The sequence below is a fragment of the Roseateles sp. P1_C6 genome (genome assembly GCF_056406315.1).
In genome coordinates this window covers 1-11,204 of sequence record NZ_JBFUAK010000024.1, presented here as the reverse complement: position 1 = coordinate 11,204, position 11,204 = coordinate 1, and the positions used below count along the sequence as shown (strand labels likewise).

Annotated in this window: 12 protein-coding genes and 1 rRNA gene; 7 read left to right on the top strand and 6 right to left on the bottom strand. The window is 66.5% G+C overall.

The genetic code is table 11. The annotated features are described in order from the left end of the window. A partial coding sequence (locus tag AC1D29_RS29395; protein ID WP_477903542.1) for a transposase occupies positions 1 to 201 on the bottom strand: 201 nt, incomplete at its 3' end. Positions 202 to 321: 120 nt separating this feature from the next. Here AC1D29_RS29395 and AC1D29_RS29390 point away from each other — a divergent pair. The 3 genes from AC1D29_RS29390 (at position 322) to AC1D29_RS29380 (ending at position 1,900) form a co-directional block, all read left to right on the top strand. Beyond that, the gene (locus tag AC1D29_RS29390) at positions 322 to 819 is read left to right on the top strand and encodes a hypothetical protein (RefSeq protein ID WP_477904286.1); all 498 of its coding nucleotides are present in this window, start codon (positions 322 to 324) and stop codon (positions 817 to 819) included. A 118-nt stretch (positions 820 to 937) separates the two neighbouring features. Next, positions 938 to 1,240 (top strand): DUF3144 domain-containing protein, encoded by a 303-nt coding sequence (locus AC1D29_RS29385; protein ID WP_477904284.1) that lies wholly within the window; start codon positions 938 to 940, stop codon positions 1,238 to 1,240. Positions 1,241 to 1,297: 57 nt separating this feature from the next. Next, positions 1,298 to 1,900, top strand: a complete 603-nt coding sequence (locus AC1D29_RS29380) for a GNAT family N-acetyltransferase (protein ID WP_477904282.1) — start codon at positions 1,298 to 1,300, stop codon at positions 1,898 to 1,900. A gap of 110 nt (positions 1,901 to 2,010) precedes the next feature. Here the strand turns inward: AC1D29_RS29380 and AC1D29_RS29375 are convergent, their stop codons facing one another. After that, complete coding sequence (locus AC1D29_RS29375; RefSeq protein ID WP_477904280.1) at positions 2,011 to 3,252, bottom strand: glycosyltransferase family 4 protein; 1,242 nt, start codon at positions 3,250 to 3,252, stop codon at positions 2,011 to 2,013. A gap of 115 nt (positions 3,253 to 3,367) precedes the next feature. Between AC1D29_RS29375 and AC1D29_RS29370 the strand changes: the two genes are divergently transcribed. From AC1D29_RS29370 to asd, 3 genes are all read left to right on the top strand, one after another. After that, positions 3,368 to 3,982 carry an Mpo1-like protein gene (locus tag AC1D29_RS29370; protein WP_477904278.1) on the top strand — a complete coding sequence of 205 codons (615 nt, stop codon included), beginning with the start codon at positions 3,368 to 3,370 and terminating at the stop codon, positions 3,980 to 3,982. Beyond that, positions 3,982 to 5,628 (top strand): aminotransferase class III-fold pyridoxal phosphate-dependent enzyme, encoded by a 1,647-nt coding sequence (locus AC1D29_RS29365; RefSeq protein ID WP_477904276.1) that lies wholly within the window; start codon positions 3,982 to 3,984, stop codon positions 5,626 to 5,628. Before AC1D29_RS29370 ends, AC1D29_RS29365 begins: the two co-directional genes overlap by 1 nt. 166 nt (positions 5,629 to 5,794) lie before the next feature. Then, the gene (gene asd / locus AC1D29_RS29360; RefSeq protein ID WP_477904274.1) at positions 5,795 to 6,631 is read left to right on the top strand and encodes an archaetidylserine decarboxylase; all 837 of its coding nucleotides are present in this window, start codon (positions 5,795 to 5,797) and stop codon (positions 6,629 to 6,631) included. A 4-nt stretch (positions 6,632 to 6,635) separates the two neighbouring features. Here the strand turns inward: asd and AC1D29_RS29355 are convergent, their stop codons facing one another. From AC1D29_RS29355 to AC1D29_RS29345, 3 genes are all read right to left on the bottom strand, one after another. Then, a complete protein-coding gene (locus AC1D29_RS29355; RefSeq protein WP_477904272.1) occupies positions 6,636 to 7,232 on the bottom strand; it encodes a metal-dependent hydrolase in 597 nt (198 codons plus the stop codon). 50 nt (positions 7,233 to 7,282) lie between these two features. Then, complete coding sequence (locus tag AC1D29_RS29350; protein WP_477904270.1) at positions 7,283 to 8,167, bottom strand: UDP-2,3-diacylglucosamine diphosphatase; 885 nt, start codon at positions 8,165 to 8,167, stop codon at positions 7,283 to 7,285. Positions 8,168 to 8,243: 76 nt separating this feature from the next. Continuing rightward, entirely contained in the window at positions 8,244 to 9,260 is a 1,017-nt protein-coding gene (locus AC1D29_RS29345) for an alpha/beta hydrolase family protein (protein WP_477904268.1), read from the bottom strand. Between the two features lie 170 nt (positions 9,261 to 9,430). On the opposite strand from AC1D29_RS29345, the gene AC1D29_RS29340 reads away from it, so the two are divergent. Continuing rightward, positions 9,431 to 10,354, top strand: coding sequence for a LysR family transcriptional regulator (locus AC1D29_RS29340; protein ID WP_477904266.1), 924 nt, complete (start codon positions 9,431 to 9,433; stop codon positions 10,352 to 10,354). Between the two features lie 625 nt (positions 10,355 to 10,979). Here AC1D29_RS29340 and rrf read toward each other — a convergent pair. Then, positions 10,980 to 11,092: ribosomal RNA gene (rrf, locus tag AC1D29_RS29335) — 5S ribosomal RNA — on the bottom strand. Between the last annotated feature and the right edge of the window lie 112 nt (positions 11,093 to 11,204).

Sequence of the window (11,204 nt, the reverse complement as noted above, 5' to 3'; positions counted from 1 at the left end):
GGCGGTCGAGGCGCCTTCGAGCTGGCCGGCGTCGACCTCGTGCTGGCGAACCCAGGTGTGCAGCGTCTGCGGTACGCAGCCGATCTTGCCGGCGATGGACTCGATGGCGGCCCACTGCGACGGGTGCTCAGCGCGGTGCTCCAGCACCATGCGCACGGCGCGCTCACGGACCTCAGGCGAAAACTTCGTGGACTTCCTCATAGCTCCATTCTCTTGAGTTGGAGCCTCCTCGAAACCCGGGGCGGTTCAATCCAGAGCCGCGCTACATCCTTGAGCTTGAGTCAGGGCACGACGTAGAAGTTATGCAGTCGGAGATCGAGAATGCTGACGCCTAATTTCACGTTAAGCAAACGGGAAGCGATCGTGCGCAAATCTGTCGTCAGCCTTCTCCTCGCAATCTGTACTGCGGCGCCTAGCCAACAGGCCTTTGCAGCCGGCCTCACAGTAGGCGATCTGCCATCTGAACTATGTGGCGAGGGCTACTGGTATCGGCGCCATCCGCCGCTTGTGGGTTACATGAAGGGCGAGCAACTTGGCGCTGGTGGTGATGGGACATGTGTGCTCGGTGTTTCGGAGACAGCGAGAATCGTTGTCAATGGAAAGCAAGTTGAGCTTCCCCGTCGAACTGATAGCAAGGGCAAGATCACATATGAATCCGCTGATCGAAAGACGCGAATCAGCCTTGTGACTACCGGCATAGAAACAACCTGCGTGCCAGATGAAGACAAGTGCTGTGGCGACTACACATTTGGCACGCTCACTGTTGTAAGCGGTTCTCAGAAGGCGATCTTGTATGTGGTTTCGTATGAGGGTGGATAGGCCTAACCAGTCGCTTGAGCCGACTCGCGTCGACAAGCCGCCGCTTGCTGCTCATCTTCAACGTTAGGCGTTACAGGAGCCCCAGCCACCTTCGATCAACACACCTTCCGAGAACCCTATGGGTGCCAACCTCAAAGAAGATCCTACTTTCTACGATCGAGCCGATAGCCACATCAATCTCGCCAACGAGCACTGCTCGATGGTTGGTCGAGGCAAGGTGAGCGCTTCGCTCATGTACGGTTGCGCTCGCTTTCAAGCGTGGAACTCAGCCTGTTGGGCCGAAGACGTTCAAGACATGAAAGCAAAGCGGCAGGAGACAGTCCAGTACTTCGTTCAGCAGTACCAGGCCATGCTTGAGGAGAACCTCGATGACTACATCGACAACTTCGAAAAGTACATGCAACCCAAAGGTGACGCCTAACCCATCCGGCAAGGGGTCTGGCCTGCAGCCAGCACCTCACGTCGCACGTCGGGCATCATGAAAATCACTCCTGCCGCATCTGTCGATCTGGACGAAGCTGTCGACTGTCTGGCGGCGGCGTTCGCGCAGGATCCGATCACGGGTTACCTGCTGCAGACGAGCCCCGGCTACCGAGAGCGGGTGACGCAGTTCTTCTCGCTGCTGATGCGAGCACGCTTCGCGCTCGAGATGCCAGTCCTGGTGGCCAGGGATGACACCGGCATCCGCGGCGCGGCGATGGGATACACAACGGCACGCCCTGCGTGGCCCGCCGACCTCATGAACGAGTGGGACCGCTTCGAGCACGACATCAGCGGCTTGGACGACCGCATGGCGGTTTACGACGAGATCGCTGACCAAGCCAAGCCACCAGCGCCGCACTACTACCTTGGAGTGATCGGTGTTGATGCACGGCTGCGTGGTCAAGGCTTGGGGTCGCAACTGCTCAAGTCGTTCTGCGACCTGTCGGCTGGCGACAGTCAGTCGGGTGGCGTCTACCTGGAGACGGCGAACGCCTCAAACGTCGGCTTCTATCAGCGTGCCGGTTTCGAGGAAACCGGCCGCGGGCATCTGGGTGCCGCAACGCTGTGGTGCATGTATCTGCCGCACGGGCCGCGATGACGCCCACCCTGCGTTCGCGCGGACGCCTGACCGCATTCAGCCGTACGCACCGGATGGCGTGACGGAGGATGCCGGGTATGCGGCTCAGTGCCTTGCTGACTCGCTGACCTTCAAGCTGCCGGCTGCAACCCTGGCAACGCGAACTGCGGCTCGGCCCGCTCAATCGCGCCTTCCAGCACGGCTTCAAACCGCGCCGTGATGTCGCCCCAGTCCAGCCGCCTGGCGGTGGCCCGCGCGGCCTGCGACACGGATTGCCGCGCCGCCGCGTCAAACGCCGCCACGCGCGCTGCCGCGACGAAGTCGGCCTCCTTGCCCGCCCCCGCCAGCCAGCCGTTCACGCCGCTGCGGATCAGCTCGCCCGCGGCCGCGCTCTCGAAGGCGACGACGGCGCAGCCGCTAGCCATGGCCTCAGTCGTCACGTTGCCGAAGGTCTCAGTGAGGCTGGCGAACAGGAACACGTCGAGCCCGGCGTAATGCGCCGCCAGGTCCTCGCCGCTGCGCTGGCCCGCGAACACCGCATCCGGCACGCGTGCGGCCAGTTCCGCGCGCATCGGGCCGTCGCCCACGAAGACCAGCCGCACCCGGGGCTGCTGCGCCTTCACGGCCTCGTAGGCGGCCAGCACGACGGCGAGGTTCTTCTCCGGCGCGAGGCGGCCGACGTAGCCCATCACCAGATCGTCCGGCCCGGCGCCCCAGCTGTCGCGCATCGCCGCGCTGCGGCGCGCCGGGTCGAAGCGCTGCGCATCGACGCCGCGGCCCACCACGTTGAGCCGTTCGAAGCCGCGGTCGGCCAGCTGCACGCGCATGGCCTCGGTGGGCACCATGGTCGCGTCGCAGCGGTTATGGAATTTGCGCAGATAGCCCATGATGGGCTTGGCCAGCAGGCCCAGGCGGTAGTGCTTGCCGTAGGCGTGGAAGTTGGTGCGGTAGTCCGACGTGACGGGCAGAGCGAGGTGCTGGGCCGCCTGCAGCGCCGACCAGCCCAGCGGCCCTTCGGTCGCGATGTGCACGACGTCGGGCCGCTTCAGCGACCACAGCTTCACCAGCGCCCGCTTGCTGGGCACGCCCATGCGCAGGTTGGGGTACAGCGGCACCGGCAGGCCCTTGGTCAGCACCTCGTCGACGGTCGGCCGGCTGCTCAGCGGTGCCGTCATCCGGGCGGGCTGGCGCGGACGTATCAGCTGCACGTCGTGGTTGCGGCGGTTCAGGCCGTCGACGACGCGGGCCATCGACATGGCGACGCCGTTGACCTCGGGCGGGTAGGTCTCGGTGACGACGGCCAGGCGGCGCGAATGGCGCGGCGCGGGCAGGTCATCGACCAGGATGTCGTCGGCGTCGTGTGGGGTGTTCATGGCGCGATGGTCAGCAAGTCATGCAACAACAAGATGACAACCGGACCGTCACGCCGATTTCACGCAAGCGGCCCACCATCCGCCCCGCTTGCCACCCAAACGACGAGGACGGGACGTGAACGAGTTCTTTCAAACCCTGAAGACCCAGCGCTGGGACGACCACCGCTACTACCACCACAGCCGCATCAACCAGACGCTGCACCTGATCAGCGCGCTGAGCTTCCTGGTGTCGTATGCGCTGCTGTTCGTGAACCCGGCGTGGTCCGCGTTGCTGGCCTGGTGCGTGTCGATGACGACGCGCCAGGCGGGTCACTTCTTCTTCGAGCCGCGCGGCTACGACCACGTGAACCAGGCCACCGACGCCTACAAGGAAGAGATCAAGATCGGCTACAACATCCGCCGCAAGATCGTGCTGATGTCGGTGTGGGTCGCGCTGCCGCTCGTGCTGTGGCTGTCGCCGTCGCTGGGCGGCCTGATCGAGCCGGCCGTGGGCCTGCAGGGCTTCTTCGAGGATGTCGGCATGGCCTGGTTCTGCCTGGGTGTGACGGGCCTGGTCTTTCGCGTCGTGCAGCTGTGGATCACGCAGAACCTGATGCAAGGCCTGGCCTGGGGTTTCAAGATCATCACCGACCCCTTCCATGACGTGCTGCTGTACTGGAAGGCGCCGCTGTACCTGCTGCGCGGGCAGCTCATCGATCCCATGGACCACGTTGGCCAGCAGGCCCACTGATGGACGAAACCTTCACCCTTTCGGCGCTGGCGCTGGGCTTGCTCGCGCTGCTGCCCGCCGCCAAACGGCGCATCGAGCTGTCGCGGGCCAAGCACCGCTCGCTGGCGGGCCACTCGCGCATGGCCAAGCGGCTGGCGCGCTGGGTGCCGGGCTATGCCTATGACGAGGCGCAGTTCTTTGCCGCCGACGGCGCACCGGCCGACGTCGCTGCGCGGCGCAAGGCGGCGCTGCAGCGCCTGGGCGCCGAGTTCGACACGCGCTTCGCGAAGACGCTGGCCGCCACCGAGCAGGCGCGCGACACGATCTCGGACCTGCGCTTCACCGGCCGCTACCGCGTGCCCTTCCAGTTCAGCCCGGTGCTGCGCGAGTACCTGAAGGTCGGTGCCTTCCTGCAGGCCAGCGACGGTGTACAGGTGCAAGACCTGGACGGCAACCGGCTCTACGACCTGACCGGCTCCTACGGCGTCAACGTGCTGGGCTACGACGCCTACAAGGAATGCATCGCCGAGGCGGTGGCGGCGGCCCAGGAGCTGGGCCCCGTGCTGGGCGCCTACCACCCCTGCGTGCTGGATGTGCTGTCGCGCCTGAAGGCCATCTCCGGGCAGGACGAGGTGAGCTTCCACATGTCCGGCACCGAGGCCGTCATGCAAGCCGTGCGGTTGGCGCGCTATCACACGAAGAAGAAGCGCCTGGTGCGCTTTGCCGGCGCCTACCACGGCTGGTGGGAGGACGTGCAGCCCGGCCCCGGCAACCCGCTGCCGCCGCGCGAGACCTTCACGCTGCAGGACATGGCCGAGCGGTCCCTCAAGGTGCTGGCCACGCGGCGTGACATCGCCTGCGTGCTGGTGAACCCGCTGCAGGCGCTGCACCCCAATGCGAATGCGCCGGGCGACTCGGCACTGATCGACGGCAGCCGCCGCGCGGCCTATGACCGCGAGGCCTACACGGCCTGGCTGAAGCGGCTGCGCGAGGTCTGCACCACACGTGGCATCGTGTTGATCTTCGACGAGGTGTTCGTCGGCTTCCGGCTCGCGCCGGGCGGTGCGCAGCAGTATTTCGGCGTGAAGGCCGACCTCGTCACCTACGGCAAGACGCTGGGTGGCGGCCTGCCGGTGGGCGTCGTCTGCGGCAGCCGCGCGCTGATGCAGCGCTACCGCGAAGACCGGCCGGCGGACATCTGCTTTGCGCGCGGCACGTTCAACGCCCACCCGTACGTGGTGGGCGCGATGGCGGCTTTCCTGAAGCGCATCGAGCGCCCGGACGTGAAGGCCTTGTACGACGGCTTGGACGAGCGCTGGAACGCACGCTGCGCGCAGTTCAACGCGCGGCTGCAGGCGGCCGGCGCGCCGGTGCGCCTGGCCAACCTGTCGACGATCTGGACGGTGATGTACGACCAGCCCGGCCGCTACCACTGGATGCTGCAGTTCTACCTGCGCAAGCACGGCCTGGCGTTGAGCTGGGTGGGCACGGGCCGGCTGATCTTCAGCCTGAACTACGGCGATGCCCAGTGTGCCGAGGTGATGGATCGCTTCATCGCTGCGTGCGACGAGATGCGCGCCGACGGCTGGTGGTGGACCGCGCCGGCGCTGACGGGCAAGGCCATACGCCGCAGCGTGTTCCGCGAAATGCTGGCGCAGAAATTCTGAGATGAAGCAGCCGTTCGCCCAGTCTCGCCTCGCTGAACGCGGGCAAGCCCAGTCGGTCCCCCAAGGGGACGGCGATGCAAGCGGCCTCGAGCCCCATGCACATCGCTCAGCGGGCCGGCTTGGGAGCGGCCCGGAACGCTCACGAACCGGCTGGTTCAAGCGCCTGGTGGCGCAGGAGGACCTGAACTTCCTGCTCACCAACCGCGTGCCGCGCATCGCGCTCACCAAGCTGATGGGCCGCTTCTCGCGCATCGAGAGCCCGCTGCTGACGAAGCTGACGATTGCGGTGTGGCGCTGGTTCATTCCCCTGGATTTGGGCGAAGCCAAGCACACCGAGTTTCGCTCGCTGAAAGACTGCTTCACGCGCGAGCTGAAGCCCGGCTCGCGCGTGTTCGACACGCGGGCCGACGTGTTCACCAGCCCCAGCGACGCCATCGTCGGCGCGACCGGCATCGTCGAGCGCGGGCAGGTTTATCAAGCCAAGGGCTTTCCGTACGCGACCGAGGAACTGTTCGGGCCGACGCAGGATGCGAGCGCCTTCGAAGGGGGCCGCTTCGTCACGCTGCGGCTGACGTCGGCGATGTACCACCGCTTTCACGCGCCGGCCGACGGCACGGTGGAGCATGTGACCTACCTGAGCGGCGACACCTGGAACGTGAACCCGGTGGCACTGAAGCGCGTGGAGCGGCTGTTCTGCCGCAACGAGCGCGCCGTGGTGCGCATGACGCTGGCCAGCGGCCACCCGGTCGCGCTGGTCCCGGTGGCGGCCATCCTGGTGGCCAGCATCCGCCTGCATTTCCTGGACGTGCTGCTGCACCTCGGTCGAAAGGGCGCGAACGAGATGCCCTGCAGCGCACCGCACGTGAAGGGCCAGGAGATGGGCTGGTTCGAGCACGGCTCGACCATCATCGTGTTTGTGCCCCAGGGGTTCGAGCTGGCCGAGGGCATCGCCACCGGCGTGCAGATCCGCGCGGGGCAGGCGCTGCTGAGGCTGGTGAGCTGAGGCGTCAGCGGCGCAGGGCCAGCGACGCGATCAACGCCACCGCGGCCACGGTCCACAAGACGATCCACGCGGTCTTCGGTAGCTGCACGTCACGCCGACGTGCGGCGCACAGCGCCAGCATCAGCGGGCCCAGCACGGCCGTCTCGATGAGCAGGTTGCGCCACAGATAAGGGTTGTCGAAGCTGAGCCGCCCCGCGCTGGGCAGCAGCCCCAGTGGCGAGCGGAATGCCTGGCGGTCGAACGGCCACAGCCAGGGCGACGGGTGCACGCCGACGAGGAAGTCCAGCACCTCGTGCGACGCGGCGGCGGCCAGCAGCGTCAACGCCAGCGGCAGTGGGCGCAGTGACCGGCCCGTTGCACGCCACCCGCGCAGCAGCAGCCACGCCAGTGCCGCGCTGCCGGCCGCGAAGCCCACGCTGTGCGTGATGCGCGGCTCGACGGCAAGGCGCAGTGACCACCACAGCAGGTAGTCCAGGTCCGGCAACACGGCGAGCACGACGCAGGCCGCCAGCAGCGGCACATCCAGCGTGGGTTTGGTCGCCGACCGGCGGCAGGCGTAGGCCGTGGCGCCCGCGGCGAGGTGCGCGATCAGCGAAGACATGCCGGCATTGTCCGGCGCGGGGGGGTGAACCGCCCGCGTGTGAGCCGTCTTCAGCCGACCACTTCGCTCGCTGCCACCGGCGCTGCCTCGGGCAAAGCCACGACCGGCTTGGCCTTTGACTTGACCGCCGGCAGCATGCCCGGCAGCGCCGCCTCGTCGCCGCGGTCTATGATCTCCAGCCGGCCGTCGAAGTGCTCGACCAGCGCCGTCAGGCTCTCCACCCAGTCGCCGTCGTTGCAGTACAGCACGCCGTCGATCTCGCGGATCTCGGCGTGGTGGATGTGGCCGCACACCACGCCGTGCGCGCCGCGCTTCTTGGCCTCGCGCGCGACGGCGTTCTCAAACTCATTGATATAGCTGACCGCGCGCTTGACCTTGTGCTTCAGGTAGCGCGACAGGCTCCAGTACGGCAGGCCGCACTTGGCGCGCACGCGGTTGAACCAGCGGTTGACCTTGAGCGTGAATTCGTAGGCCAGGTCGCCCATGATGGCCAGCCAGCGCGCGCACTGGATGACGCCGTCGTACAGGTCGCCGTGCGTGACCCACAGCCGCTTGCCGTCGGCCGTCACGTGCATGGCTTCCTCCATCACGTCGACACCGCCGAAGTTGTGCGTCAGGTATTTGCGCGCGAACTCATCGTGGTTGCCGGGGATGAAGATGACCCGGGTGCCCTTACGCGCCTTGCGCAGCAGCTTCTGCACGACGTCGTTGTGCGACTGCGGCCAGTACCAGCTGCGGCGCAGCTGCCAGCCATCGATGATGTCGCCGACAAGGTAGAGGGTGTCGCACTCGACGTCGCGCAGGAAGTCGAGCAAGGCCTTGGCCTGGCAGCCGGGCGTGCCCAGGTGCAGGTCCGAGATCCAGACGGTGCGCACCGACAGCGTGGGCGTGTCGGCGGCAGCAGCGGTGTCTTGCGTCGTCGGCATGGTGAGCATGCTGCCCGCCGGTCATGACGCGCGCGTGACCGCGTGGCTGCGTGACCGCAGGCCCACGCGGTGGCGTCTTTGGCGGCTACAGCCGCGCCGCCAGCTTGGGCGACGCCGCCTCGATGGGCGCGAGCAGCCGCGGCCACAGCTTGGCGCCCAGGTCGCGGCGGAAGGGCCCGAAGTGCTCGATCTTCTTCACGCCCAGGTCGGCCGGCGCGACGCTGTGCCTTTGCACGCGCGCGGCGCTGAACTGCCTGGCCAGCGCATCCACGGCGGCCGCGGGGCCGAACAGGTGGTCGTCGGTGATGTTCCACAGGTGCACCTCACCGCCGAAGCGGTGGTAAGCCCGCTCGCGCGCCAGGCTGTCATCGCCGAACAGGAAGCCCGGTGTGCGCCCCCAGGCCGCCCATTCCAGTGCCGCGCCCGGCGGCAGGTCCTGGGCACGCGGCCCCAGCACACGCCCCGGCGCGTGGCCCAGCAGGCGCACGAGCACCGGCAGCATCAGATGGAAGAACACCCAAGCCTGCACCCGCGCAAAACCCGACCAGTGCCCGAGATAGGCCACCTGGGCCGCAACGCCCAGCACGGCGTCCACCTTGTCCTCGAAGCCCGGCACCAGGCCCACCGAATTGCCGCCCAGGGAATGGCCGACCCACAGCAGGCCCAGTTCGCGCTGCTGCGCGGCGGCCTCTTCACGGCGGCGTCGGTCGGCCGCATGAAGCGCCGCCGCCATGTCGACACGGGCCCAATCGCGCAGGCGCACATCCTCGCCCTGGCGCAGCGCCTCGCGGGACGCGGCGATGCCGCGGTAGTCGAAGCTCAGCACGGCGTAGCCGCGCCGAGCCAGCCACTCGGCAAAGTGGCGGTAATAGCTGGCCGGCACGGCCGTCGCCGGGCCGATGACGGCCACAGCACGCACGCCGACCGCCACGGGCGGCTCGAACCATTGGGCGGCCAGCAGGCGGCCGTCGCTGCAGCGCAGCGGCGTCGGGAACCGCCGCGCCTCCAGATCGCAGGCGTCGGTGTCGTCCAGATCGAGCGAAGTCGTCGTCGGAACCGACGTTGGCAACGCATCGGCGGGCGTCAGGGGCAGGCTGGGCATGGGATGAACCTCGAAACAAAAGCGCTTGCGGCGGCAATGGAGGCAGTCTAGATTGGCAACTTTTCGGCCGGTAGGTGGCCAGCTGTCTTCAAATCGTCAACCAAATGTCGACAAAGAATCCGAACCTACCCGGCATCGGCCGCCGGCGCCAGACCGCCGCGGAGGAGGCCTTGGACGCCAACGCGCTGGAGCTTTTTGCGCGGATAGCCCAGGCCGGCAGCTTTGCCCAGGCCGCCCGCGATCTTGGGCTGACGCGTGCAGCCATCAGCCGCCGCATTGCCACCATCGAGAAGGCTGTCGGCCTGACCTTGTTTGCGCGCAGCACGCGCAGCTTGGGCCTCACGGAGGCCGGCCGCCGCCTGCATGCGCGCGCGCGCGCGGTTCGGGACGCCGCCGAGAGCGCGCGCCTGGCGCTGAGGCATACGCGCGATCAGCTCGACGGCACCATTCGCATCAGCGCCACCGCGGGCTTTGGCCGCCATGTGATGGCGCCGCTGCTGGCGCGTTTTCAGATGATGCACCCGGCGGTGCGCTACGAGCTTTTCTTCACCGACCGCCGCGTCGACCTGTTGCGCGAGGGGCTGGACATCGCGTTCCGCGTCACCAGCAAGCCGCCCGAGACCTGGGTCGCACAACCCGTCTTGAAGTTCGCGATCCGTGCGTACGGCAGCGCCCGCCAGTCGCAGCGACCAAGCCCGCATGATCTGGCCGCGGAATCCTTGCTGCTGCTGGGTCAGGGCGAGGAGCCCTTCGCCAGTCAATGGCAGCACGACGACGGCAGGGTTGCGGACGTCTCGCTGCAAGCCTCGGCCTGGGGCAGTGACCTGGATGGCCTGATCGCACTCGCCCGCCACGGCGCCGGCCTGGTCATCGCACCGGACTTTTGCGTCGAGCCAATAGCGGCTTTGCAGGAGATTGGCGCACCGCCCGGTCCAGGCATGACGCCGTCACTGCGGAATGTGCTGCCCGGCTGGCGGTTGGTGGCCGGCTTCGACACCGTCCAGGCGCTCACGCTGCCGTTGCCCGCCGGCTCCGAAACGGCTCGCGCCCTCGTGCGATTCGTGCGCGACAGCTTGTTGTCGGCAGAGCGCTAGCTGTCGGCTCGCTGGGACGATGCCCAGCCGCTCATGACGCACGCTCGATGCTTTGTGATGGCCCAGTTGCCGGAGAAGGTGCGCGAACACCTCCTCTGTGAATTGGATCGGCTGGAACTACGCCAGCGACTTGGCGACACCCCGTTCTCGCCGTTTGAACTGGCACCAGTCGTTCTCGGATCGATTCGAAGACGATCCGAAGAATGGTCGATAGGGTGCTGAGCGCACCGAGAGTTTCGGCCCGTGCTTCTCGGTTCAAGACCGCGGACCGACGCAAGCAACAGCGGAATAAGCCACGCGTCACCATCAGCTACTGGGGACCAGGGCCCAGGTCGATCATTCAGATAGAGCCCATCGAATGGATGGTGGACGAGATAATGCTTGTACGCGGCGGTGGCCATCCCTATCGGTGCGACGTACTGGGCACCCGGTCACTGCGGCCACCGCGGCCTGAATTAATGCCTGGTCTCTTCTAAATTTCCGACTCGTTGACTCGTTTCCAGCAAACAAAATACGTCAAAGCAAAGCGCGCAATCTCTGCCAAATTGGGCGCTTTAGATCTTTTGTAGCCACCAAAAACAAAACCCCTCGCAGCCTGAGCTGGAGGGGTTTTGAGGGGTAAATAGCCTGACGATGACCTACTTTCACACGGGAATCCGCACTATCATCGGCGCTGGCTCGTTTCACTGTCCTGTTCGGGATGGGAAGGAGTGGGACCAAGTCGCTATGGTCGTCAGGCTTGACTGGTTGGCTTGTTGACGAGGTCAACAAACCCAATTCGTAGAGTCAGCAGATGTTATCTGCACGCGGCAAGTATTCATACTTGCTGCGGAATCAGTTTAATTTGATT

Bases quoted from the DNA above. Each gene is read 5' to 3' on its own strand.
- AC1D29_RS29385 (WP_477904284.1), top strand. From the start codon at position 938: ATGGGTGCCAACCTCAAAGAAGATCCTACTTTCTACGATCGAGCCGAT.
- AC1D29_RS29390 (WP_477904286.1), top strand. From the start codon at position 322: ATGCTGACGCCTAATTTCACGTTAAGCAAACGGGAAGCGATCGTGCGC.
- AC1D29_RS29350 (WP_477904270.1), bottom strand. From the start codon at position 8,167: ATGCTCACCATGCCGACGACGCAAGACACCGCTGCTGCCGCCGACACG.
- AC1D29_RS29345 (WP_477904268.1), bottom strand. From the start codon at position 9,260: ATGCCCAGCCTGCCCCTGACGCCCGCCGATGCGTTGCCAACGTCGGTT.
- AC1D29_RS29375 (WP_477904280.1), bottom strand. From the start codon at position 3,252: ATGAACACCCCACACGACGCCGACGACATCCTGGTCGATGACCTGCCC.
- AC1D29_RS29355 (WP_477904272.1), bottom strand. From the start codon at position 7,232: ATGTCTTCGCTGATCGCGCACCTCGCCGCGGGCGCCACGGCCTACGCC.
- AC1D29_RS29365 (WP_477904276.1), top strand. From the start codon at position 3,982: ATGGACGAAACCTTCACCCTTTCGGCGCTGGCGCTGGGCTTGCTCGCG.
- AC1D29_RS29380 (WP_477904282.1), top strand. From the start codon at position 1,298: ATGAAAATCACTCCTGCCGCATCTGTCGATCTGGACGAAGCTGTCGAC.